Origin of the sequence: Streptomyces sp. NPDC060209 (genome assembly GCF_042728155.1) — a bacterium.
Taxonomy (GTDB): domain Bacteria; phylum Actinomycetota; class Actinomycetes; order Streptomycetales; family Streptomycetaceae; genus Streptomyces.
This window is the reverse complement of the sequence record NZ_JBHWZS010000012.1, coordinates 41,481-65,073: the sequence shown is the minus strand read 5'-3', so window position 1 is coordinate 65,073 and position 23,593 is coordinate 41,481. Positions and strand designations below refer to the sequence as shown.

The window sequence follows — 23,593 nt, the reverse complement described above, 5'->3', positions numbered from 1 at the left end:
GCCCCGGGCGTCACGGGCAGCCCAGGAATCAACAGGCGACATCCGGCACCTCCGGTGGCAGGATCAGCGCAACTCACTGACGAGGTCAGTTCGTTGACCAACCGCACTTTGGAGATGTCGTGTCCGATCGTTCCGTGCTGCCCTTTCTAGCCACCGCGACCGCCACCGCCACCGCCATTGCCGTACTCATGGGCTGCACAAGCACCAAGCCCTCGGCATCAGACGGCACAGAACTGGAGTTGGTGAACTCCGGCAAGCTCACGACCTGCACACATCTGCCGTATGAACCCTTCCAGATACGCAAGGGCAACGCCATCGTCGGCTTCGACGTGGACCTCGTCGATCTGGTCGCCAAGAAACTCGAAGTCACCCAGGAGATCGTGGACACGCCCTTCGAGGGCATCCAGAGCGGCGAGGACCTCAACGCCGGCAAATGCGACCTGGCCGCGGCGGGCATGACGATCACGCCGGTGCGTGCGAAGAACCTGGACTTCTCTGCCGCCTACTTCGACGCCACACAGGCCCTGGTCGCCAAGAAGGGCTCCTCCTTCACCTCGCTGGCGAGCCTCAAGGGAAGGAAGCTCGGAGTCCAGCAGGGCACCACGGGAGAGACGTACGCGCAGAAGAACGCCCCGGGGGTGACGACCGTGCAGTTCGAGGATCTTGCTCTGCTGCTCACAGCCGTGAAGACCGGGCAGGTCGACGCCGCGGTGAACGACAACGGCGTGCTCTTCGAATATGTGCGGAAGAACCCGGACACCCAGGTCACCGCTGAATTCGATACGGGCGAGCAATACGGCATCGGGGTGCGTGCCGGAAATGATGCGTTGCGCAAGGAGATCGACGACGTCATCAGCAAGGCCAAAGCCGACGGAAGTTATGACCGCATCTACAAGAAGTGGTTCCCCGCCGCTCCCAAGAAGTGAGGATCCACTACCGATGTCCATATCTCGCCGACAACGGACCCGCGCCATCCGGGGTGTTCAGTACGCAGTCCTCGCCGCCGTCCTGCTGGTAGTCGCCCTGGCCGCCGACTGGGGCGAGATCAGGCGGGCGTTCTTCGATGTGGGTGTGGCCAAGGCACAGTTCCCCGACATCATCACCACCGCCCTCGTCAACACCGTCATCTACACTCTGCTCGGCTTCAGTTTCGGGCTGGTCGTGGGGCTCCTCCTCGCACTGATGAGGCTGTCGCGGGTGCCTCCGTACCGCTGGCTGGCCATTGCCTATATCGAGTTCTTCCGCGGAGTTCCCGCCCTGCTGGTCTTCATCGCCCTCGGATTCGGCGTCCCGCTCGCCTTTCAGGTGGCGCTCAACCAGTATGTGACGGTGATGCTGGCGCTGGGTCTCGTCGGCGCCGCCTACATGGCGGAGACGATACGGGCCGGAATCCAGGCGGTCCCCAAGGGGCAGATGGAGGCAGCGCGTTCGCTCGGAATGTCGCAGGGCAGGGCCATGGTCTCCATCATCATTCCGCAGGCCCTGCGCATCGTTCTGCCACCGCTCACCAATGAACTGATCCTGCTGACCAAGGACTCGTCCCTCGTGTATTTGCTGGGCCTGTCACTCGCCCAGTACGAGTTGGCCAAGTTCGGCCGGGATGCCCTGAACCAGAACCGCAGCCTGACCCCGATCCTTATCGCCGGACTCTGCTATCTGATCATTACCCTGCCGCTCGGCCATCTGGTCCGGCGGCTCGAAGCGCGTACGGCGAAGGCGAGGTGACCGCGATGAAGGTGGTACCTATGGCGGACGGTGCGGCGTCGGTGACCACACCGGCGATCGAAGTACGGGGCCTGCACAAGTCGTTCGGCGCGCTGGAAGTGCTCGCGGGCATCGACTTCACGGTCGCCCGGGGTGAGGTGGTCTGCATCATCGGCCCGTCGGGCTCGGGCAAGTCCACGCTCCTGCGCTGCGTGAACCTGCTGGAGGAGCCGACCTCGGGAACGGTCATGGTGGCGGGTACCGAAGTCACCGACCCGGATGTGGACATCGACAAGGTGCGGCGGCGGATCGGCATGGTCTTCCAGTCGTTCAACCTCTTCCCGCACCTCACGGTGCTGGAAAACCTGACGCTCCCGCAGCGACGAGTGCTCGGGCGCGACAAGGCCCAGGCGGCACGGATCGCCCGCGAACGGCTGGCCCGCGTGGGCCTGACCGACAAGGAGTCCGCCTACCCGGCGCAGCTGTCCGGCGGTCAGCAGCAGCGGGTGGCCATCGCGCGGGCGCTGGCCATGGACCCGGAACTGATGCTCTTCGACGAGCCCACCTCCGCCCTCGACCCGGAACTGGTGGGGGACGTCCTCGCCGTGATGCGCTCACTGGCCGACGAGGGAATGACAATGCTCGTCGTCACCCATGAGATGAGTTTCGCCGAAGAGGTGGCGGACCGCGTCGTCTTCATGGACGGCGGGGTCATCGTCGAGGAGGGCACCCCGGCGCGGGTGATCGGTGCGCCGAGTCACGTCCGTACCCGGTCCTTCCTCGCGCGCTTGCTGGCCCCGGCCACCGCAGGCCTGAGCGAGGATCCGGCCGCGGATGCCGGCGGGGCGGGGAAACGGTCCGGCCAGCTCTAGAACCGGCTGCCGGGGAGGGCAGGCAACGGGATCCCTGTCCTCCCCAGGCTTTGCGAACCTCATCTCGATCGCCGCTCCTGGGACGACCTCAATCGCCCGCCGGGCCTCGTCATCACCCCGCACCCCGCACCCACAACAAGAGGATCAGGGGCTGCGGGCGGAGCACAAGCGAGGCCAGTGACGTTCACGGGACGCCCGCCACCCGACGGCCGGGCTGTCCCCCGATCCGGTATGTGGATCGTCCCTGCACTCCAGGGCTGAGGTGCATTCCGTCCGCGGCTTGGGCCGCCCGGATGGTCGACCAACCGGGCCACGCACACGATGACGGCCAACCAAGGCCAATGCCTTCGCACCGGCGACATCGCGGTGGACACCCCTTCATGACAGACATCTGGGCACGACGCTGACTAAAGAGATGGAACCTTGCCATGCCAGGCTTCGAAGTCACACCGATAGGCAAAGTCCGGAACAACCGGACGGACGTCCAGCACACGGACAACTGGGGTGCCGTCCGCAGCACGATCACGATCGACGAGCGCTTCGGCGAGGCGTGCCTCCAGGGGCTGGAGGGCTTCTCCCACGTGGAGATCCTCTTCATCTTCGACCAGTTCCCGGAACACGACGACTTCCGGGAACCCCGCCCCTACCGCGGCCGCTCCGACCTCCCGCCCGTTGGCGTCTTCGCCGGCCGCGGCCCCCGCAGACCGAATCGCATCGGCGTGACGTGCTGCGCCATCGAATCCGTCCACGGCCGCGAACTGACGGTGGTGGGCCTCGACGCGGTTTCGGGCACCCCGGTCATTGACCTCAAGCCGACGATGGCGGAGTTCCGCGCGGTGAACATCAAGCAGCCGGAATGGGTCAGCCGCCTGATGTCGGAGTACTTCCAGCCGTAGACGGCCCACCGCCAGCCCGCCCGCGCTCATCGCCTGACCCTGTGACTTCTCCCCGCCGTGAATGGCGAAGAGAAGTCGCAGGAGAAGGTGTTCAGAACGTCGCCTCGACCGATGGGGCCAGAACCCCAGAACGGGGATCACGCATAATCTTGTCGCCGCCAAGGTGGTCCGGCCGAGTGCGCGGCCGTCCGCCCTACAAACACGATCCGGTCCGGGATCCGTAGGTTGTGACAGCCCCACGGATGTGTCTCGAGATGCGGTGGCAGGAGGGCCTCGAACTGGACCCACAAGGGCTCGATCGCCCGTGCTTCGACGGCGGGAACCGGTACTCCGTTTTCAGATGTAGAGATGTAGGAGTCCCACGTCGAAACGGATCCCGGTGCCCGCGTCACATCAGCCTGACGCCCCTACCCACGAAATCTCTTACCAATTGACCAAACCCAGGAGCAGCCGGTGGGCGTCAGCTGCTTCGGTGCCCACGGGCACGTTCCGCTGCGCGTGGCCCTGCTGCCGGCCGTGGTAGCGGGCATCCTGCTCACCGCGCCGGCGGGCAGCGCGCAGATCATGCAGTTGCGCGCGACCGCCCGCAAGCACCGCCGGGCCCACCACAAGGCTGTGAAGGCCGAGGCCAGGGACTCGTCGAAGGCCCGGCGGCAGCCCGGACTACCGGGAGCCCGCCACAGGGTGCGGCTTGTAGAAGGACTCCTCCAGGTAGGCGGCCGCGTGCGGCTGGTAGGGCTCCTCCCAGTAGGCGGCCTCGTCTTCGTCCAGTTCGACGTCCACCGCCGCGACCGCGTCGGCCAGCTGGGCCGGCTTGGTGACCCCGACGATGGGCGAGGTCACCGCCGGGTTGCGCATGACCCAGGCCAGGGCGACCTGGGCCGGGGACAGACCCCGCTTGCCCTCGATCTCGTGGACGCGCTCGGCCACTGCCTGGTCCTCGTCGCGGTAGAGGATCTTGCCGCCCGGGTCGGTCTCGGCACGCGCCGTGGCGGTGTCCCGGGCCCGCGTCAGCCTGCCCCGCGCCAGCGGGCTCCACGGGATCACGCCGATGCCCTGGTCGGCGCAGAGCGGGAGCATCTCCCGCTCTGCTTCTCGGTGGATGAGGTTGTAGTGGTCCTGCATAGACACGAACCGGGTCCAGCCGTTCAGGTCAGCCAGGTACAGGGCCTTGGCGAACTGCCAGGCGTGCATGGAAGAGGCTCCGATGTAGCGAACCTTCCCGGACTTGACCGCGTCGTGCAGCGCCTCGAGGGTTTCCTCGATCGGGGTGTCGTAGTCCCAGCGGTGGATCTGGTACAGGTCGATGTAGTCGGTCCCCAGTCGCTTCAGGGAGGCGTCGAGCTCGGCGAAGATCGACTTGCGGGACAGCCCGGCGCCGTTCGGGCCGGGGCGCATCCGCATCCAGACCTTGGTGGAGAGAACGACCTCCTCGCGCCGGGTGAAGTCCTTGACCGCCTGGCCGACGATCTCCTCGCTGCTTCCGGCGCTGTACCCATTGGCCGTGTCGAGGAAGTTGACGCCGCCCTCGAGGGCCTGCTTGATGATGCCCCGGCTGGCGTCCGCGCCCAGCGACCAGGACTCGCCGCCCCGGTCCGGCTCGCCGAAGCTCATGCAGCCGAGGGTGATGGCGGAGACTTCCAGTCCGGTCGTTCCGAGTCTGATGTATCGCATGCGTCCGAACCTAGGATTTGGAGTGCGCTTCAACGCAAATTCGGAGGCGTGGGGCATGCGCGCCCTGTCAGGTTTCGACCGTTTCGGCCAGACGTACCAGTGGGGCACTACTCACCCGCCCGGACAGCGCCCCGATCCACGTGATCCTGGACAACCTGCCCGCCCACAAGGGCGCCCCTCAGGCGCTGGGCGAGCAAAAGCCGGAGCATGCCCGCATCCGCCAGCGAGGAGGGCCTCCGCCGGGGCGGCAGACCTCTACCGACCGCGGCCTGACCGCTCAACCCGGCACCGCTAGGAGTTGGCGGCCTTTGCCAGGACGCGGGCGAGCTCGTGGGGGCGGGTGGCCATCGGCCAGTGGCCCGAGTCGAGGTCCACGTACACAAGGTGGGTTGCGCAGGCGAGCTCAGGACTCTCACCGGCGGCAATCCACTCCTCGGCCTGGGTGGGAGTGAACTCGGGGCAGACAACCACAACGGGGACGTCGAAGCGGCGCTCGTTGGTCAGGCGTACGACTCCCCTGGCGACCGCCTCGGGGACAGGAATGGCGGCGGACGCGACGCGGTCCCGGGTCTGCTGGTCCAGGTCGGCGGTGTCCGCGCCCTCGAAGTGATCCCATCCCGGGAAGGGCATGGCGCCGTCCTCGATCGCGAAGTGATCGGCGTAGGCCCGCCCGTCGGCGGCGGGGAAGCCGCCGATCAGGGCGACCTTGGCCACCTTCTCCGGTCGTGCGTCGGCGGCCAGCCAGGCCAGGGTTGATGCTGCGGAGTGCCCTACCACCAGGGGCTTTCCGGGCACCGCGTCAACCGCGGCAAGCACTGCTGCTAGCTGGTCGTCGAGCGTCGCGGAGGCGACGCCGTCGCCCTGGCCCGGGAGGGTGAGCGGCACGGGATGGTGGCCGAGCGCGGTGAGTTCGGGCACGACGTCGTCCCATGCGGATCCGTCGAGCCACAAGCCGGCGATGAGCAGGATGTCCACGGTGGTTCTCCCGGAGAGGAGTCGGATCTGGTTGCCCGCACGCTACCGGGAGGCTCTGACACCGGGCTCCGGTCAGAGTGCGATCTTTGAGAAGGGCGGCTCGACCCAACCCAATTCGGCGAACCTACGCAGTCGCGGCACCAGCCGGAGGCAGGCCTCTTGATCCACCGTCTGTTGCGGGTGAGGTGTCGCGTCATGTGGTGATGAGTGCCCGGTTCAGGTGGGCTTCGGAGTGCTGGGGAAACCGTTCGCAGTCGGTGCGTTGCGGCGGGCGTCCACGCACCAGCCGATCGTGCGGTCTATTTTCCAACGGCGGAGAAGCACGACGAAGCCCTTGACGCCCTTCGGCCGGGAGACGATGCACAGCGTGAGCCGGAGTCGCTCGCGGGCCCAGTCAACTGGTCGACCATTGACCACGGCCAGAGCATTTCGCAGGTCAGGCCTGTTGGTACGCGTCTCCGTGCTCATTGAGGAGGACGTACGAGGGCTCCAGGGCCGCGGCCTCGCGAGCTCGGTCCAGCAGCTCGGTGAGCGGTGGCGGGGTCAGCCCGAGACGTTCGAGGAACTCGGCCCGCCGCTCGGGCAGGTCGTCCATGTCGGCCGCCTCACTGAGCTCCTCGTCTTCCTCCTGCCTCAGCGCCAGCAGCATCGCCTCGTCAACGGCGCGCCCCTGGTATTCGAGGCTCAGTGCCTGTCCCGCGCATGGCAGTGCGGCCAACAGCAGCAGTGCGTCACGGAGGTTGACGCCGATGATTCCGGCGGAGCCCTCGGAGTCGGCGAACAGCACGGGCCGGTCCTCGCCGTCGCCGGCCCCGCAGAGGAAGTACGTGCCGCCTCCGCCATCCTTGGCGATCGCTTCCAGCGGCTCCCCCGAGGCGAGGTGCACCGGCTCCACGTGGGTGATCGGCCCGTGGCGTACGACGTGTATGTCGAAGTCGAAGGGCCACTCGGCGAGCTCCGCCGCCTTCGGGTCATTGCGGAGGAGGCCGAGAAGGGAGGGCCAGGATGTCATGCGGTCAACCGTAGGGCACGGTGGTGGCAGGATCGCGGCGGGGTATCCGCCCTCCCACCACCGGCACGCGGTCTTGCCACCTCCTCAGCTCGACGACGACGCTGCGGCATCAGCTTGTCCTTCAACCTGCCGTGCGTGCGACCGCCAGCGGCAGGCAGGCGACCCAGAAGGCGGCTACTTGTGGTGCTGGGACGGGCTCATCGTCCGCAACGCGGATGCAAGTCGAAAGTCAAGGTCATCGACGGGCTCGCCGCCGCGGACGAGCGGACAGCAAGCCTTTTCCAACCTGCTGAAGGGCGCACCGCGGTCGCCGCGAGCGCGGTGCTCGATTCTTCATGCACCTTCGGTATCCAGTCGCTCCGCGGACCGGAGCAGGTTCGCGGGTTGAACTGGCCGCCAACACCTCGATGCCGATGAGGCGGCCCTGCTCGTCGAAGTCGAGGTTGATCATGCCGTCGACGTCCACCGGATCGCAGGGATACGTGCGCGCGGACTTCACGCGGGCCTGCGGTTCGGTGAGGTATACGTACGCTGCGTCCACGGTCTTGTCGTAGGTGACCCTGATGTTTGCCACGGTGAGCGGGCTCCCTTGCTGTCGTTGATGGCGGCGCTGTCCTTGCCCTACCTCCGGCCGCAGCGACCTCAGGCTGCCATGGCGAGGTGAAAGACCAGCACGGCCTTGACGATGTCGGTGATTCGGGCGGTGCTGCAACGGAGTTTGCGCCTCGGCGATGTACCGGTAGGCGGTGGCCACTCCGATCCCGAAGCCGGCCGCGAGCCGGGCGTACGTGTGCCCACAGCGCAGGTGGGCCGGCGCGAGCAGGGCCTGCCGGTCAGCAACGGGCGTTCCGGACCGGTCAGGCCCCGAACGCAGTCGAACAGTGTCGCGGCGGACGCCCACCCGGCTTCGACGAAGAGCGGTACAAGAAACGCAACATTGTCGAACGCGCAATCACCCGCCTGAAGCAGCACCGAGCCGTCGTCACTGCATATGGCAAGCGCAGCGACGTCTTCCTCGGCACCGCAACCGCCGCAGCCCTCACCATCGGGCGCCGTACTTGATCGACCGGACAAGTCTTAGAGTGAGTCCCTCGACAACTCGGCGGGGGTACGCCATGGGAATCACCGTCCAGTGGATACGGACGTCCTGGACGAAGGAGTCTCGGGGAGGGGAAGCTGCCTCACGCAGGAACGCGGCCCCGGTCAGCTTCGCTCTCCTGCCTGCCGAGACCACCACCTCCGCACACGTGATTCGCATGCATGAGCGTGACGGCTTCGAGCCCTTCCACACCCGGGAAGACCTCCGCAAAGTCGATGTCCAGCTCCGGGAAGCTGACGGACGACTGCGGGTCTTCCCCCGGGTCCAGCCCATGTTCGCACTGCCGCCCCGACCTCGACGGCCCCCGGCAGTGCGGCTCGCCCCTGGGCAGTGGGTCCGCTGGCAGCTCAACTACCGCTTCAGCAGTGCAATGGGGATCCGGGGCTGGTCGTACTGGCTGGACACGTTCAACATCGCCTACGGCCCGGTGGACCCTGATGTGTTCCTGTCCACGCCCACCGTATTCATCGACGAACAAGGACCGCTCCGGTAACCCTGTCCTGAACGTCGGCCACGGCTTCAGATGACGTTGCGTCACCGACACCGAAACCCGTTGATCGACCTCACGGAATTTGTGCCCGATCCGAGAACGGCGTCGTTTGTCGATGAGCGCGGGAGGCACCCGAGTGACGGTGCGGTCGATGTTCACGGCTTCGGGAGGCCCCGGGCCCCTGTTCCTCGCCGCTGTCGCCCAGGTGGCCCGTGGAGTGCTCGCCGAGCAAGTTGCTCGCGAAGAACAGCAACGCAGCGCCCCGTCCGGCTTCCTGGGGGCTGGGGCACAGCGCGCGGAACATCCGCATGATCCCCGACGAAAGCCGGCCGCGCCATCGCTTTCGACCGGGCGGAAGGTCAGATGTGCGTGGTACTCATCTCCCTGCCAGGGACGACCGCGGAGGCTCGTCAACCCCGTCGGCATCGGGGGGCTGGGCCGGCACGCTGCTACGCGCAACGGCGCACGCGGACTCAGGGCCCTCCGTGAACCGGCCGGCGTCCCCCTGGACCGCCTCGGGAACCGCTCCCCCGGATCCTGCGTGACCTCTTGTGTTGCCGGCTGGTGGTTTGGGGGACCGAATGAGAGCTCGGACGATGGTAAGCGTCGCGGTATCGGCCTGTGTGGCGCTGATGGCGTGCGCATGCGGTCCGGAGAAAGCGAAGGAGGACACGGACGCGAAGCCTTCGCAGTCGTCCGCGTCCACGCGAGCCGAAGAGCCGTCGGCCACGCCGTCCGCGTCCGCGCGGCCCGAAAAGCCTTCGGCCGAGCCAACCGGCGACCAGCCCGCGCCCAGGACGAAGGAGGGCGCGATCCAGCGATACGAGCAATACCTCCACGCCCTGGGCACTGAGGACATCGACACGGTCTGCGAAGTGGCCGGGCCCGCCGCGAAGAGCGCACAGGACCAGGGGCTCGGCCCGTGCACTTCGACGTACGCCATGGTGTTCCAGATGATCTCGCCCGCGCAGAAGAAGGCCCTGCAGACCGCTACGGTCGACCCGCAACGTATCGCCGTACGCACGCCCAACAAGATCGAGATGCCGGTCGAAGCGGTCAGGGCTTCCGCAACCTTCTCCGAGAGCGACCTCGGCAACTACACCCTGGAGTACCTCAAGAACGATTGGTACATCACCGACTGAACCGGTCGGTCGGCGGTGCGGTCGGAAGGAAGCGCGGCAGGGACTGCGGCCGGCGGGTAGGCCATGACGCTGCGCAGTGGAGGAACAAACGAACAGGCACGGCACGGACGCCCGCGAGCACCGCGAGATGATCACCCCATGGTCGCTGTGATCACCGCGTCGGAGTCGTCCTGGAGAGGCCCGTTCACCGGGCTTGGCCCGCGTAGCTTCTCCAAGCCGGCGACTGCGTTGCGGCGTGAGGGGGCCGCCGCCGTGCGGTGCGGACGGCCGACGCGGGCGCGAACTTGCTTGTGGGAGCGATTGTCCCGGGCCGCGTCAGCGGCGGCCGATGGGCAGATCGGACGCCGCTGCCGCTCACCTTCAGACCGGTGAGGTGACCGCCTGGCCAAGATGCCGGGCGAAGAACCGGATCGCGCTGTCGGCCTCGAACCTGGGGAAGTCGAAGTGCTTGCCCGCGTTGGCGTGCAACGTCTTCTCCTTCGAGGCGAAGGCGTCGAACAGCGCGAGGCCGGCCTCGCGCGGGATGCGCTCGTCGTCCCACTGCAGGTCGAACTCGATCGGGATGGTGATCTGCTTCGCCCTCTCGACCAGGGCATCGGGCCACATCAGGCCGATGACCGCGGCCGTGATCCTGGGCTCGACCGACACCAGCGGCACCCCGATCGCGGTGCCCAGGCCCATGCCGAAGTAGCCCACCGGCCCATCGGCGCCGATCTCCGGAAGTTCCTGGAGGGCGTCCAGGGTCGCCTGCCACTCGGGCACGGCGAGCTCCGCCAGGCGGGCGTTGTAGCGGACGACGATCGGGCCTTCCGCCTCGCCCGCCGCCTGCGCGTTGCGCAGCTCGGCGATCTCCTGCTCGTCGTGCGCGCTGCGCGGCCGGTCGCCGTGACCGGGCGCATCGATGACGGCGACATGGAAGCCGCAGCCGGTCACCAGAAGGTGGGCGCGGCCCGCCATCGCCGGATGCTTCTTGTGGTTGCCGCCGCCGTGGCCCATCAGGACCAGGGGCGCGCGATCGGCGCCGGAGGCCGGCGACCAGAGAACTCCGGGGACGTCGCCCACGGTGAAGTCGCGCTCGACCATGCCGTTCGACGACGACTCGGCGGTGAACTGCAGCGAGTACACAGGTGTTGCCTTTCGGGAGTGCCTTGTTGTCGAGGCGCTCCCGGCGACACCTACGTCAATCGCCCGACCGTGACGGAAGGGGGAGCACCCACATCGATACAGCGTTCATGGGTCTCACCTCCTCGGGCGGTGTCACGGTCAACTGCAAGCTACCAGCCCGATCATCATCCCTCCATGCCTTTTCCCACCACTGAATGGAAGGGGTCGGCGGATCGGCGCGGTGGCCCGGCACAATGGGGAGAACGTCGGAGCAGGAGCGGACGGGCGGGCCGTGCCGCCGGGAGACACGGCCTCTTCCCCCGGCCAGGAGTTCGGCCCGCTCGGCGTCCTCTGGGGCGGACACCCCCTCAAGACCGACGCGTGACCGCACCTGCCCCCTCAAGCGCAACCTTGCGCGAACGTTCCTGAGCCCAGCGGCCACACGTACGCATGGGCCTCCCCAAGTCCAGCCCCACCCAGTCCCCTCACCACCGGAGCCGTCTCCACGATGGACATGGCCATCTACCCCTGCGGTTCTCGCCGGGCCGTCACCGGATGAGGAATCCGCCTCCCATCGCACCCGCGCGCCTCGCGGCATCTTCGATGATCGTCAACCGATCCAGAATCGCGTCCCTCTGGTCCACCTCCGACCGCACAGGTGCCGACTGGCTGCGGCGTTTACGCTCCGAGCACGCAAGTCCTGCGCAGCGTCCCTCTCTCTATCAACTGCACCGGCACAGCCCGGCCAAGAGCCGACATCAGCTCCCACAGGCGAAGTCGGCGGAGGTGCGTGTAACAAGCCCGTTGGCTGGCCGCGTCCATAGGCCCCAACGGTGAATTCTCCGGCACCGGCCGCTCCGGAAGGCAACCTCACGGGCAGTGGCGGCGACTTGAGGGCGGAAGTCAGCCCACTACCAAGGGAGTCACCATGCGCAAACAACTTGCGCGTCTGGTCACCTTTCTCGCCGCCCTGGTCCTGTTGATCGTCGCGGCCGGGATGTCGGCATCCCCCGCGCAGGCCGCCGAGGAGTGGAACCCGCCCGCCAACCTGGTGCAGCCGCTGGGCGAGGTGTGGAACCACGTCGAGTCGACCTACTCGGACCTTTACGGGTTCCGCAACTACGGCTGGGACCAGGTCATGGCCAACAAGGGAAGCATCAACTACTGCGTCCGATGGGAGTCCGACGCCCCGGTCAGCGCCGCCCTGCGCGACCGGGTCCACACCGCCTTGAAGAAGCAGTTCGGCACATGGATGTCGGCCATGGTGGAGAACGGCACGGGCCACAATGCCTGGCCGTACACCACTGTGCCGGTCAACATCGTCGGCTGGGCGGTGAAGGACCGGTCGACCCTCCAGTGGACCGACGACTCAGTCGACATCTACGCCGGAAATCTCGACGCCGGCGGCGCCCCGCAGTGCGCGCCGGACTGCGGCCGCTTCTTCCACCAGGACAACGACTATGCACGCTGCCCGGGCGGTGCGGCCCGCCACTACGACCAGTCGCTGTGGCTCACAAAGGGATTCCAGGGCGGTGCCGGCGGAGACTGGGGACAGCGCGTGGGGCAGGAGTACTTCACCGGCGCGCTGGATCAGGAGAACATCCACATCTACCAGCACGAAGTCGGTCACACCTTCGGCCTCGATGACTTTTACGACTGGACACCGACCGGCCAGTGTTGCTTCCTCATGAAGGCGGGCGCTGCCACGCAGGTCACGGAGTTCGACAAGTGGATGCTCCGCGACTTCTGGCGCCACCTGAAGAGTCGCTACGGCCACTGACGATCTCATTGATGGCCGCGGTTGACCGGGCCATCCGCGGCCCCGACCTCATCTGTGCTGTGCCCCAACTCCCCCTTGCCCCGTCTCGGCAACCTTTCCGTGCCGGCAGCCACTGAACTCAGGGGATCCCACAACGAGCGTGCAGAGAAGGTCAGATGACCCATGGAGTCATGGTCAGCGGCACCAGCCGCAGGCGCCTGCTCCTCGGCACCGCGGGCGTACTCGGTGTTGGCGTCGTGGGTGCGCCCGGCGTTTGGGCGGGTGGGATCAAAAGCTGTCCTCGTACTTCACCTTCGAACATCATCGTTGGCAACCGTGTGATTGGCAGGCGCAGTTCGCGGTCGGCTGATCACCCATTCTCCGAGCCCACCCGGATCGGCACGGACGGACGCCGGGACTCGGTCGTACCGACCGTGAACCGCCCGGCGCCCGTGCGGCGTCAGTTCAGCGCGACGGGAGGCGGTGTGCCGTAGAAGGTGAGCGGCGGCCAGCCCTTGGACTGGGCCAGCGCGGACAGTGCCTGGGCCACCTCCAGGGGGGTGATGTCCTGCGCGGACGGATAACCGTTCGGCTTGTCGACGCGGACCTTGAAGCTCATGTCCATCATGAGATCGCTCTCGGCCATGCTCGCGTCGGCCCGGAACTCGGTTCCGTCCATGAATTCGACCGTCGCCGTCGCCGTCGCTTCGTCCGTCGCCGTCGCTTCGGCCGTCGCGGCGGACGCGAACACGGCCCCCGCCGCGGCCGTCCCCGAGTACCCCAGCAGCTTGCGTCTCGATATGTCCGACACGACCCCTCCTCCTGTCGATCTCCCGGGCACCCGGGAGCCAGAATCGATCGTACGTACGAAGAACCCGTTTCGAAGGGACTTCGCGGTCCTTCCCCGCACGGGTACTGGAGCCCACTGCTCCGGCCGCGAGGACGGGCCGCCTGAGTAGACGCTCCTTGAGCCTGGCCGCGGTAGAGGCGTCCGATCGCGTCCGGGTCGCCAATTTCCGCACCTGGAGCGTGCAAAAAGTGGCTGCTCGGCTTCGGGACGGGCTGTACGGACGCTCTCGAGCGGGTGCCGCAGCGCGCGAGACGTGGTGATGCCGCATAGCGTGGAATAGCCAGGGCCGCCGAGGCCGAGGATGCGCACGGGGTGGAAGCGTGTGAAGCCCGAGCTGGACTACAGGTCGTTGTTCGCAGCGACGCCGAGCCCCTATCTGGTGCTGGCATCGGATCTCGTGATCGTCGATGTCAACGTGGCGTATCTGCGGGCGACCGGCCGTGCCTGGGAGGACTTGGTCGGCCAGTACGTGTTCGATGCGTTTCCGGACAACCCGGCCGACCCGGATGCGGACTGGGTGCGGAACGTGGAGGCGTCGTTCGGGCGGGTGCTGGCTGTCGAGAAGACAGACGTGCTGGCCATGCAGAGGTACGACATTCCCGTGGCCGCGCGGCCGGGGATGTTCGAGGAGCGCTGGTGGTCGACGGTGAACACTCCCGTGTTCGACCGCGACGGGCATGTGGCGTGGATCATCCACCGGGTGGAGGACGTGACCGCGTTCGTGCGGGCCCGCCGGGCCCGCAACCGCGGGGCAAGTGAGCCGCTGACCGAGAGGGAGGAGGGGATGGAGGCCGAGCTGTATATCCGGGCCCGTGAGCTGCAGCGTCTGAATGAGGAGCTGCGGGCTGCGCATGGACGGGAGCGGGAGGTCGCGGTCACGTTGCAGGAGTCGATGCTGCACTCCCCGGATCTGGCCCGCCATGAGGATGTGGCGGTGCGGTACCTGCCTGCGATCGGCTCCTTGAACGTGTGCGGCGACTGGTACGACACCGTTGACCTGGCCGACGGACAGTTCACCGTTGCCGTCGGTGACGTAGTCGGTCACGGCCTGGAAGCCGCCACCGTGATGGGCATGCTCCGCAGCGCGCTGTCGGCGGCCAGCCGGGCGGTGACCGGGCCTGCCCAGGCCTTGGAGGTACTGGGCATGTATGCCCGCTCTGTCGAGGGCGCACTCGCGACCACCGCGGTCACCGTGCTCGTCGACGCCCGGTCGAAACTGCTCGTCTACTCCAGCGCCGGCCACCTTCCGCCGGTGCTGTTGCACAGCAACGGCACATGCGAGCTGCTCGAGAATGCCACCGATCCGCCTTTGGGTGCGCGACCGGAGCATGTGCCGCGCCCGCAGGCCAGCGCCGCCTATCGCAGCGGCGACACCCTGGTCCTGTACACCGACGGGCTGATCGAGCGTCGGGGGGAAGACATCGACACCAGCCTGGACCTACTCAAGGAATCCCTGGGCGGCATGACCGACCTTGCTCCTGACCGGCTGGCGGACAACTTGCTCGCGCGGCTCGGCGTCACCGGAGGCGGCCAGGACGACATCGCCCTGGTCGTCGTCCGCCTCTGAGAAAATCTCTGAACTGGCGTGTCTGACAGCCGTTGAAGGGCTGAGGCGATAGGCAGATGCAGTGAGTGGAGCGCGCCGGCTCCCGGCGAGGTAGGCGACCGGTGGAGCTGTACGTGAGGCAGTCTGCAGAGCCTGCAGCGGAGTGACCGGCAGGTACTCGAGGCCCCGCGGGGGTGGATCTCCTCTTGAAGGTCACGGAGGAGAGGGCTGTGTGGCGGCGCCCTCGACGAGAGGGGTGCGCCCCCGCAGGGGACCGAGCGCCTTCAGCCCGCCCATCGCGGTCACGGATGCCAGACCGGCGCCGGGGGCCTCCTCGTCGGTCCACGTGGTGGGCGCGTCGGCCCAGGCCGAGAGCACGGCCAGCTCCGCTGTCGCGCAGGTGACGCCTCCCAGCCCAAGACACGGTCGCCGATGCGCACCCCCTGCACGCCCTCACCGATCTCGTCGACCACGCCGCGCGAAGTTGCACACAGGCCAGGAGTTCTCAGTAGCGGTTGGCTGCTACGAGGGGGCCGTAGTAGCGGCCCTTGATGGGGCGGAGCGGGTCGCCGAGGAATCCGTAACGGGGATGGGACCGGCTGTACTCCTTGGCGTCATCGACGATGGTCCGCAGGTTGTGGCCCGGGGTCGAGGTCCCACATCGGCCCTTCGCGATACACAGTGCCGCTACCCCTGCCACCGCCGGGGCAGCATAGTTCGTGCCCTCCTCGACCGCGTGCGGGAATCCGGGTAGTCCCGTGGTCTCGATGCAGACGCCGGGGGCGGACACGGTGTGCCGGCGGTCCGCCGGCGAACGGGCGAAATTGCTGAACCACAGCGATGCCTGGTCGTCCGCGTGCCCGTCCAGTCCGGCGTCGAAGCCGTGGCATTTCGGGTCCGCACTGCCACCCGGCCGGCCGTCGAAGTCCGCCATGGCGGTCACCGCGATCACCTCGTCGTAAGATGCCGGGGCCGCCCCGGCGAGGTCGTACCGGAAGTTGCCCGCGGAGGCTACGAGGGTGACACCCGACTTCACTGCATTGCAGACGGCAACATGCATGGCGTCTTGATTGACCGCGCCGCAGTTTCCGTCATCGGCGTCTTGGAAGTTGAACTTTGAGAAGCTCATGTTGGCTACCGCGATGTCGTTGGTGGCGTCGTTGTCCGTGCGGGTGGAGGTGACCCAGTCGATGGCGCACAGAACAGCGGCATCTGAAGCCGGACCGCCGTCGTTCGGGAAGGCTTTGACAGCCCATACCGGGGTTCCCGGCGCGACTCCGACGACGCCGATGTTGTTGTCCTTGGCTGCGACCACGCCTGCGCGTGCCGTTCCGTGACCGACGACATCGTTGAGGCTGTCCCCTGGCATTACCGGGGCGCCGGTGAGGCAGTCCGTGCCTCCCTTGACATTCAGGTCTGGCTGATCCCCGGCAATGCCTGAGTCAATGATCGCGACATTGACATTGACCGAGCGTCGGCCGTCGCCAGAACGCGTCGACGACCGGTCGGCGTTGATGCGATCCGCCCAGTCGGGCAGACACTGCCCGTCGCCCTGCAACTCCTTGCACGGCGCTGGCTCCCGGCCTGACGACGGGGAGGAGCGGTAGGTACCTTCCCTGGTCACAAAGCGCACCGATGAATCGTTCTCCAGGGCTGCGGCCTGCGCCGGCGTCATCATGGCCGCGTACCCCTTCAGAGCGTGCACGAAAACGGCCTGACGGGCGCCGCCGTACTGCTTCGTATTCTTGGCGGAGACGGCCTCAGGATCAACCACCGAGTCCTTCAGCACGACCACATACGGCTGCTCGTGGGAATCTGCCGCGGTGGAAGCAGACGTGCCTGCGACGCCCAGCACCACCAAGACCGACGTGGCCAGGGCGGCCGTGCGGCTGAGACGATTCACAACTACTCCTATCCGGGGCGGAGCCGCGCTCCGTCTACTTCGAATGCAGCTGTTGCCATACCCACCACACCTCGGTCGGTGGGCTGTTCGCGCGGCGGAATTCCATTCCTGACTCATGCTGATATGCCGGGCGACCTGTCGTCGTGTGGCTGAGAATCCCCTGACCCACAAGTCGTTTGAGTTTCAGTCAACTGACGGAGTCACTGGCCATGCCGCCTGCTTGAGGGGTGCTTCCCGGCCGCGGCCAGCCGTCGAGTTCGTTGAGTATGAGGCGGGAGGGGGGTAGCTGGTCCCTGATCGACGTGGAGAGCTGCGTACTAATAGCGGTTGGCTGCTACGAGGGGGCCGTAGTAGCGGCCCTTGATGGGGCGGAGCGGGTCACCGAGGAATCCGTAACGGGGATGGGACCGGCTGTACTTCTTGGCGTCATTGACGATGGTCCGCAGGTTGTGGCCCGGGGTGGAGGCCCCACATCGGCCCTTCGCGATACACAGTGCCGTTACTCCTGCCACGCCCGGGGAGGCGAAACTCGTGCCGTCGACGAGAGTGTGATGGGAGACGCCCTGAGGATCTGTGGTCTCCACGCAGACCCCTGGGGCGGCCACGGTGTGCCGGCGGTCCGCCGGTGAGCGGGCGAAGTTACTGAATTCCAGCGTGGCTTGATCATCCGTGTTGCCGTAAAAGCCGTAGTCGGTGCCGTAGCAGTCCGGGGCCGCCTTGCCTCCCGGCTGCCCGTCGAAGTCCTCCATGGCGGTAGCGGTGATCACCTCGTCGTACGCCGCAGGGCCCTGCCTGGCAAGGTCGAAATGCTCATTGCCCGCGGAGGCCACGAGAGTGACACCTGCGCGCACGGCATTGCAGACGGCAACGTGCACGGGGTCCTCGTTTACTGTGCCGCAGTTCCCGTCGTCGGCGCCCTGTGGAGTGTCTTCCCCTCCGAAGCTCATGTTGGCTACGGCGATGTCGTTGTCGGGGTCGTCGTCGGTACGGGTCGAGGTGACCCAATCGATGGCGCACAGCACCGCAGCGTCCGAAGCCGGACCGCCATCATCGGGAAAGGGCTTCACGGCCCACAGCGCGACACCTGGCGCGACTCCCACGATGCCGATTTTGTTGTCCTTGGCTCCCACCACCCCAGCAACCTCCGTGCCATGCCCATTGGGGTCGTTGAGGCTGCTCCCGGGGATGACCGGGGTGCCGGTGAGGCAGTCTGCGCCTCCCTTGACATTCAGGTCTGCTTCATTTCCGGCGATGCCGCTATCGATGACCGCGACATTGACCTTCACCGAACCCCGGCCGTCGCCAGAACGCGTCGACGACCGCTCGGCATTGATGCGATCCGCCCAGTCGGGCAGACACTGCCCGTCCCCCTGCAACTCCCTGCACCGCACCGTTTTCACCGGCTTTCGGCGTGACGGCGGCGCGAGGCGGTAGGTGCGCTCCTTACTTACGAACAGCACTGACGGGTCACCGACCAGAGCCTCTGCCTGCGTCGGCGTCATTGTGGCCGCGTACCCCTTCAGAGCATGCGAGAAGACGGCTCTACGGGTGCCGCCGTACTTGCCCGTATGCTTGGCCGCCGCCGCCGCAGGATCAGCTACCGACGCCTTCAGCACCACCACATATGTGCCCTGCTCCCCGCGGCCCGCCGCATTGGAAGGGGGCGCGACCGTGAGGCCGAGCACCACCAGAACCGACGTGGCCAGAGCCGCCGAACGGCTGAGACGATTCACTTCTACTCCGATCCGGGGCGAAGCCGGGCTCCGGATTGGAATCCGGACAGCGGATGCTTGCCACCTCTGCCACGCGGCAGTCGGTACCTTCACTCCAGCAGCGGCGGTTATTGGGCGGATCGGCTCACTCGTGGCGGCCATGCGCGCCACCTGGAAGGCAAGTGGCCCCAGAGCAGGACGCGCATTCCATCGGAGGACAGAGGGCAGCCCCGAGCTCAGCCGCATCGGAACCGGTCCGCGGACTTCGCATGCGTCCAGCCGCCGGGCAAGTCCGATCGCGGGCTTGACCGTGCGCCGCTTCGGTCAGTGCCAGAGTCGGGCGCGATTGTGGGACTGCTGTGGCAGCCGCCACCGGGGAGGACTGCCGGGGTAGTCCTCGGACCACAGGTGGGCCACACACACCTGACACACCGGCAACCCGTATGGGGTCATCTACCGGAGCGACCTCACACGCCATGCCCGCGGCCGACAGCCGGTCGGTCACCTCCCGGCCGTAGGAGTCGTCACCCGTTTCGGACCGACGGGGGTGCGGTGCTGCCCGCCGACCGGACCCGGTACAACACATCCCGCTCCGCCACCTCGACCCGCCACGGCCTGGAGGACTGCGGCCTGGCCTACACACTGCAGGTCAAGGGGATCGCACCGACGTTGCTCATGGACAGGAGCGGCGGGAGCCGGTCCCACGCCTCGTCCGTCAAGTCCCCCGCGAACACCGCGCTGCGGAAAGCGAGTTCTGTCGTCTGACTGGCACGGCCTACGCTTCCGTGTCCGATGACACCGCACGGCTGGAAGGGCGACTTCCTCCACTTCACCGCACAGCGCGCACGTTCGGTGATCAAGCTCCCACCGAGCCTCTAGGTCCGTAACTGTGATGCGCACCGCCGGTGGCTCGAAGTCACGCTTGCGACCTGACCCGTGATCAGCCCGACCGAGCGATCTCTGTCGGGTCGGCCCCGCCCGGTGTCGGCAGGGCGGCGTTCACCAGCCGACCAGATCCATGGAACTTCGAGCGAGCCAGTCCGTGAACGACACGGGCTGACCCCCCAGGTGCAGAGGAAGGATCTGGTCGCAGGTGGCCCGGCCGTCGAACCACAGTGTGCCCCGGTGCGGACCGGTGACAACGAGCAGGGTCGAGAAGCCACAGCCGTTGTCCTGGATGCATACAGCGCCGGACGTTTTGCGCTCCTGGAACACCTCGTACTCGGCGTCCCACTGCTTCCAAGCCGCCTGGTAGGCGTTGGGGTCCGGGAAGTCCTCCGTCAGCGGCTCGCGCGCGTCCAGCTCGTCCTCGTGCACACGGTAGGAGTCCGGATGCGGGAAGGCAGTAGTGAGCAGGCCGTAGTTGGTGCTTGAGTCGCCATGCCACCCCCAGCCTGCCGCGGATCGGTGCAGGCGGTTCACCGCGCCGCCGGCGCTCTGCCGGAGCAAGTACTCTCGGTACTGGTCCGGGAAAACAATGCCCAGCTCCGCCTCCGCTTCGCAGATCTCCGTTTCGGACAGCGGCGGCGCCGGGCAGGCGTCCGGCCTCGGCGAGGGGCAGCCGGCCTCGTCAAAGCGCCGCCCCCGGGCCGTCTGTCGGGCTGCCGCTGTCCAATCGGTCGTCATACGGGTGAGGATAGACGCGAGCGATCCGTCGGGACACTGCCGTGACCGGCCTGGCCTGCAGTGATCCTGATGGGGCACGCGGGCCTGTGGCCCGAGGTAGCCAGGTACCCCGTTCAGTGCGGTGGCGGTGTCGGGTCCAGGGCATTGGCGACGGTGCAGCCGCCCTCTCCTGGCATCCGCTGGATCCGGGGCGGCACCCACACCTCGGTGGCGCCGGGGCCCACGCGAGCAAGAAGGCAGTCCTGCGCGTCGAAGCCGTTGCCCTTTACCGACAGGAGAACGCCGACCCGGCCGCCGTCCGCCTTCACCTCGGTACGGATCGCCGGATGTAGATCCAGGGCGGCGAGCGTACGGCGCACCTCGGCCTCGTCCACCCGGCCTCCCTCCGGCACCCGGGGAAGGTTCGCGCGGAGCTCCTCATACGGAAGCGGTGGCGGCTCGGGTGGCGGGGCGAAGGTCAGCGGAGGGCCATCCGGGCAGTCCACGTCACGGGGATCCTCACCCCACTCCGACTTGGGCGACACCCGGACCTCGAAACAGCGCCGCACGGTGACCTCCTTGGGGTCGAGCCATCCGCTGTACGCCGAGCCGGACGTGCGGACGACCACGTCGATGCCGTCCCCGTCGTGTGTCGAGGTACCCGTCACCCGCAGTACCTCCACCCCGTCGATGCCGGAGGCGGAGCGCCCGATCTCCTCCGCCGTGCGTGGACGCTGGCCGTAGAGCCGCTCCCCCGCCTTCCCGGCCACCTCCCGTGCGGCGTCCGTCGCCTCGCCCTCGGAGGACTGCACCACCCCGCAGCCGGCGGTGAACAGCAACAGCGGTGCGAGCAGCAGCAGTCGGCGCATGTCTCCACCCTTCCGGCGCCGCGCACGGCGGGCAACCCGCTCGCGTACTCAGACCGGCATAGGTGATCATACTCAGCCGATGTGGCGATCGGGGGTGGGCGCAAGCCAGGAGGCTCAACCGCGGGCGTATACCTCGATCTTGATCCTCATCCGGGGGTCGGCGAGACCGCGAACCATCATCGTGACGGCGGCCTCTCGTCGCCGAAGCGGCCGTGGAGCGGCGGGCAGCACTGGCACATCAACCCAATCGCGGTGCCCAAACTCCGCATGTTCGGGAGAGCCTGGCTTCCAGCTCCTCCGGGAACGCGTACTTCCCGCTGCGTGAACGCGCGCTCAGGCAAATGCCGTTGGAGCGGTCGGGGGGGGGGCGAGAAGCTGGTGCCATGAACACAAGAGAGGGCGAAGTGCCACTGTCTGGCGGCCGGATCACTCCGGGGGTCGTACGCGTTGACGACACCGTGCGCCGACCCGTCACAGCTGGATCATCCTTCGTCGCCGAATTGCTGAATCACCTGCAACAACGCGGGTTCACGGGCGCGCCAAGGTATCTCGGACTCGACAGCACAGGCCGCGACACTTTCACCTACGTGCCCGGCCGAGTGCCAGCCAGATTCCAACTCTGGAAAGACGATCAGGTTGCGGCTGCCGGCGCTCTTCTGCGCTCGTTGCATGAGGCCACGCGGAGCAGTCGCCTTACCGGAACCTCTCCGGTCGTCTGCCATCACGACCCTGGCCCGAACAACGTCGTCTTCCAGCAGGATCACCCGATGGCCTTCATCGACTTCGACACCGCAGCCCCCGGCGACCCTCTGGAAGATCTTGGATACATGGCCTGGACCTGGTGCATCTCATCCAGGTCTCAAGCCCCACCTCCCAGCGCACAGGCAGACCAGGTACGAGTTCTCGCCGATTCGTATGGGTTGGAGACCTCCGAGCGCGGCAACCTCGTCGACGCCATCCTGGACCGCCAGAACCGCAACGCCCTCTGGTGGCACCAGCAACTCGACACCCCGGAGCCACGCGTAGCTGACAGCGAGCAGATCCTCGCAAGAATCGACTGGTCCCGGCGTGAACACGACCACACAGCCATCAATCGCGCTGTCTTCATGAACGCTCTACGCTGACCAAGATCGATGTCGGCTCTGTTGCGGCGCCCGCAGGAAATTGCGGGTCAGGGCCTCGCTCCGGAGGGCCGAGGCCCACTTGCCCTCGTCCACCGCCCGCGAGCCCGCACATGGACCTGTGCGCTGCCGGCCCGCCTGCATCGGTCCCGCACGCCGGCTCAGTGGAGGCCGAGGCCGGTGTCGGGCCGGCAAGTGGGTGGATGCGTCAACCCGTTGGCAGGGACGGCAAGGCCCTGCTCCCGGGTGCTCGGGTCAGCCGTTGATGATCTCGGTGAATCGCTGGGTGTTGATGTTTCCTCCGGAGGCGATGATGCCGATCCGCCGGGGGTAGTTGTCGATGTGTCCGGCGAGGAGCGCGGCCAGGGCGGTTGCGCCACTGGGTTCGAGGACGATCTTGAGACGTTCGAAGGCGAAGCGCATGGCGGCTCGGATTTCGTCGTCGCTGACGAGGGCGATGTGGTCGACGAGCTGCTGGTTGATGGCGAAGGTGATCTCGCCGGGGGTTGGCAGGGCCTGGCCGTCGGCGAGTGTCCGTGGCACCGGGATGGTGATGCGTTCCCCGGCTTCGAGGGAGCGTTTGGTGTCGTCGCCGTTGTCGGGTTCGACACCGACAACGCGGATGCCTGGATGCAGGGCCTTGGCGGTGATGGCGGTGCCGGCCATGAGGCCTCCGCCGCCGACGGGTGCGATGAGGGCGTCGAGTTCCCCCACTTCCTCGAGAAATTCGAGGGCTGCGGTGCCCTGGCCTGCGATGACGTGAGGGTGGTCGTAGGGAGGGATGAGCGCGAGGCCGCGTTCGGCGGCGAGCGCCTCACCGAGTGCGGTGCGGTCCTGGGTGTAGCGGTCGTAGGTGACGATCTCCGCACCGTATCCGGCGGTGGCGTCCTTCTTCGACTGAGGGGCGTCCTCGGGCATCAGGATGACGGCGCTGGTGCCCAGTTCGCGGGCGGCCAGTGCGGTGGCCTGGGCGTGGTTGCCGGAGGAGTAGGCGGCGATGCCTTTGCTGAGTTGTTCGGGGGACAGTTGCGCGGCGGCGTTGTAGGCGCCGCGGAATTTGAAGGCGCCGACGCGCTGGAAGTTTTCGCATTTGATGAACACTTCAGCGCCGACGTAGGCGTTGAGGGTGCGGGAGGTCAGGACGGGGGTGGCGTGGGCGATGCCCTTGAGGCGTGCGGCGGCTGCGCGGACGTCGTCGAAGGTCACGGGCAGAGCGGCGGTCATGGAGTGTCCTTGTGTGGGTCGGGTGAGGCGGGTGCG

22 protein-coding genes and 2 pseudogenes are annotated in these 23,593 nt (G+C 67.3%); 11 read left to right on the top strand and 13 right to left on the bottom strand.

Features of this window, described 5'->3' with window-relative positions; genetic code table 11:
* The first annotated feature begins 119 nt into the window (after positions 1-119).
* The 4 genes from ACFWFI_RS04585 (at position 120) to ACFWFI_RS04570 (ending at position 3,472) form a co-directional block, all read left to right on the top strand.
* Positions 120-926: an ABC transporter substrate-binding protein gene (locus ACFWFI_RS04585; protein ID WP_387385390.1), complete on the top strand. Its 807-nt coding sequence runs from the start codon at positions 120-122 to the stop codon at positions 924-926.
* A 13-nt stretch (positions 927-939) separates the two neighbouring features.
* On the top strand, positions 940-1,725 hold the full coding sequence (locus ACFWFI_RS04580) for an amino acid ABC transporter permease (RefSeq protein ID WP_387385387.1): 786 nt from the start codon (positions 940-942) through the stop codon (positions 1,723-1,725).
* 5 nt (positions 1,726-1,730) lie between these two features.
* A complete protein-coding gene (locus ACFWFI_RS04575) occupies positions 1,731-2,576 on the top strand; it encodes an amino acid ABC transporter ATP-binding protein (RefSeq protein ID WP_387385385.1) in 846 nt (281 codons plus the stop codon).
* A 428-nt stretch (positions 2,577-3,004) separates the two neighbouring features.
* Positions 3,005-3,472, top strand: coding sequence for an SAM-dependent methyltransferase (locus ACFWFI_RS04570; protein WP_387385382.1), 468 nt, complete (start codon positions 3,005-3,007; stop codon positions 3,470-3,472).
* Between the two features lie 663 nt (positions 3,473-4,135).
* Here the strand turns inward: ACFWFI_RS04570 and ACFWFI_RS04565 are convergent.
* The 5 genes and pseudogenes from ACFWFI_RS04565 to ACFWFI_RS04545 form a co-directional block, all read right to left on the bottom strand.
* Positions 4,136-5,146, bottom strand: a complete 1,011-nt coding sequence (locus ACFWFI_RS04565; protein ID WP_387385380.1) for an aldo/keto reductase — start codon at positions 5,144-5,146, stop codon at positions 4,136-4,138.
* 291 nt (positions 5,147-5,437) lie between these two features.
* Positions 5,438-6,121, bottom strand: a complete 684-nt coding sequence (locus tag ACFWFI_RS04560) for an alpha/beta fold hydrolase (RefSeq protein WP_387385378.1) — start codon at positions 6,119-6,121, stop codon at positions 5,438-5,440.
* Positions 6,122-6,557: 436 nt separating this feature from the next.
* The gene (locus tag ACFWFI_RS04555) at positions 6,558-7,133 is read right to left on the bottom strand and encodes a hypothetical protein (RefSeq protein WP_387385375.1); all 576 of its coding nucleotides are present in this window, start codon (positions 7,131-7,133) and stop codon (positions 6,558-6,560) included.
* 235 nt (positions 7,134-7,368) lie between these two features.
* Complete coding sequence (locus ACFWFI_RS04550) at positions 7,369-7,674, bottom strand: DUF2283 domain-containing protein (protein ID WP_387385399.1); 306 nt, start codon at positions 7,672-7,674, stop codon at positions 7,369-7,371.
* 180 nt (positions 7,675-7,854) lie between these two features.
* A pseudogene (locus ACFWFI_RS04545) lies at positions 7,855-8,007 on the bottom strand (transposase family protein); the annotation flags it as partial.
* 241 nt (positions 8,008-8,248) lie between these two features.
* Between ACFWFI_RS04545 and ACFWFI_RS04540 the strand changes: the two are divergent.
* Together ACFWFI_RS04540 and ACFWFI_RS04535 are read left to right on the top strand one after the other, a co-directional pair.
* Positions 8,249-8,725: a hypothetical protein gene (locus ACFWFI_RS04540; RefSeq protein WP_387385370.1), complete on the top strand. Its 477-nt coding sequence runs from the start codon at positions 8,249-8,251 to the stop codon at positions 8,723-8,725.
* 593 nt (positions 8,726-9,318) lie between these two features.
* A complete protein-coding gene (locus ACFWFI_RS04535; RefSeq protein WP_387385368.1) occupies positions 9,319-9,864 on the top strand; it encodes a hypothetical protein in 546 nt (181 codons plus the stop codon).
* A 360-nt stretch (positions 9,865-10,224) separates the two neighbouring features.
* On the opposite strand, the gene ACFWFI_RS04530 is transcribed toward ACFWFI_RS04535, so the two are convergent.
* Positions 10,225-10,989 (bottom strand): alpha/beta hydrolase family protein, encoded by a 765-nt coding sequence (locus tag ACFWFI_RS04530; RefSeq protein ID WP_387385366.1) that lies wholly within the window; start codon positions 10,987-10,989, stop codon positions 10,225-10,227.
* A gap of 220 nt (positions 10,990-11,209) precedes the next feature.
* Here ACFWFI_RS04530 and ACFWFI_RS04525 point away from each other — a divergent pair, with 220 nt between their 5' ends.
* Both ACFWFI_RS04525 and ACFWFI_RS04520 read left to right on the top strand, forming a co-directional pair.
* Complete coding sequence (locus tag ACFWFI_RS04525) at positions 11,210-11,353, top strand: hypothetical protein (RefSeq protein WP_387385364.1); 144 nt, start codon at positions 11,210-11,212, stop codon at positions 11,351-11,353.
* A 543-nt stretch (positions 11,354-11,896) separates the two neighbouring features.
* Positions 11,897-12,748 carry a hypothetical protein gene (locus tag ACFWFI_RS04520; RefSeq protein ID WP_387385362.1) on the top strand — a complete coding sequence of 284 codons (852 nt, stop codon included), beginning with the start codon at positions 11,897-11,899 and terminating at the stop codon, positions 12,746-12,748.
* 439 nt (positions 12,749-13,187) lie between these two features.
* On the opposite strand, the gene ACFWFI_RS04515 is transcribed toward ACFWFI_RS04520, so the two are convergent.
* On the bottom strand, positions 13,188-13,538 hold the full coding sequence (locus ACFWFI_RS04515) for a hypothetical protein (RefSeq protein ID WP_387385360.1): 351 nt from the start codon (positions 13,536-13,538) through the stop codon (positions 13,188-13,190).
* Between the two features lie 361 nt (positions 13,539-13,899).
* Between ACFWFI_RS04515 and ACFWFI_RS04510 the strand changes: the two genes are divergently transcribed.
* Positions 13,900-15,144 (top strand): PP2C family protein-serine/threonine phosphatase, encoded by a 1,245-nt coding sequence (locus ACFWFI_RS04510; RefSeq protein WP_387385358.1) that lies wholly within the window; start codon positions 13,900-13,902, stop codon positions 15,142-15,144.
* A 213-nt stretch (positions 15,145-15,357) separates the two neighbouring features.
* Here the strand turns inward: ACFWFI_RS04510 and ACFWFI_RS04505 are convergent.
* From ACFWFI_RS04505 to ACFWFI_RS04495, 3 genes and pseudogenes are all read right to left on the bottom strand, one after another.
* Positions 15,358-15,701 (bottom strand): annotated as a pseudogene (locus ACFWFI_RS04505) (hypothetical protein); the annotation flags it as partial.
* On the bottom strand, positions 15,629-17,026 hold the full coding sequence (locus ACFWFI_RS04500) for a S8 family peptidase (RefSeq protein ID WP_387385355.1): 1,398 nt from the start codon (positions 17,024-17,026) through the stop codon (positions 15,629-15,631). The gene ACFWFI_RS04500 and the pseudogene ACFWFI_RS04505, both read right to left, overlap by 73 nt.
* 317 nt (positions 17,027-17,343) lie before the next feature.
* Positions 17,344-18,759, bottom strand: a complete 1,416-nt coding sequence (locus ACFWFI_RS04495; RefSeq protein WP_387385354.1) for a S8 family serine peptidase — start codon at positions 18,757-18,759, stop codon at positions 17,344-17,346.
* A 531-nt stretch (positions 18,760-19,290) separates the two neighbouring features.
* Between ACFWFI_RS04495 and ACFWFI_RS04490 the strand changes: the two genes are divergently transcribed.
* Positions 19,291-19,503, top strand: coding sequence for a hypothetical protein (locus tag ACFWFI_RS04490; protein WP_387385352.1), 213 nt, complete (start codon positions 19,291-19,293; stop codon positions 19,501-19,503).
* A 234-nt stretch (positions 19,504-19,737) separates the two neighbouring features.
* Here ACFWFI_RS04490 and ACFWFI_RS04485 read toward each other — a convergent pair whose 3' ends face one another.
* Positions 19,738-20,364 (bottom strand): SMI1/KNR4 family protein, encoded by a 627-nt coding sequence (locus ACFWFI_RS04485; RefSeq protein WP_387385350.1) that lies wholly within the window; start codon positions 20,362-20,364, stop codon positions 19,738-19,740.
* Between the two features lie 113 nt (positions 20,365-20,477).
* Positions 20,478-21,212, bottom strand: a complete 735-nt coding sequence (locus tag ACFWFI_RS04480; RefSeq protein WP_387385347.1) for a translation initiation factor IF-2 — start codon at positions 21,210-21,212, stop codon at positions 20,478-20,480.
* Positions 21,213-21,595: 383 nt separating this feature from the next.
* On the opposite strand from ACFWFI_RS04480, the gene ACFWFI_RS04475 reads away from it, so the two are divergent.
* Positions 21,596-22,336 carry a phosphotransferase family protein gene (locus ACFWFI_RS04475; RefSeq protein ID WP_387385345.1) on the top strand — a complete coding sequence of 247 codons (741 nt, stop codon included), beginning with the start codon at positions 21,596-21,598 and terminating at the stop codon, positions 22,334-22,336.
* A gap of 252 nt (positions 22,337-22,588) precedes the next feature.
* On the opposite strand, the gene ACFWFI_RS04470 is transcribed toward ACFWFI_RS04475, so the two are convergent.
* Positions 22,589-23,557: a threo-3-hydroxy-L-aspartate ammonia-lyase gene (locus ACFWFI_RS04470; RefSeq protein WP_387385343.1), complete on the bottom strand. Its 969-nt coding sequence runs from the start codon at positions 23,555-23,557 to the stop codon at positions 22,589-22,591.
* Positions 23,558-23,593 lie beyond the last annotated feature (36 nt).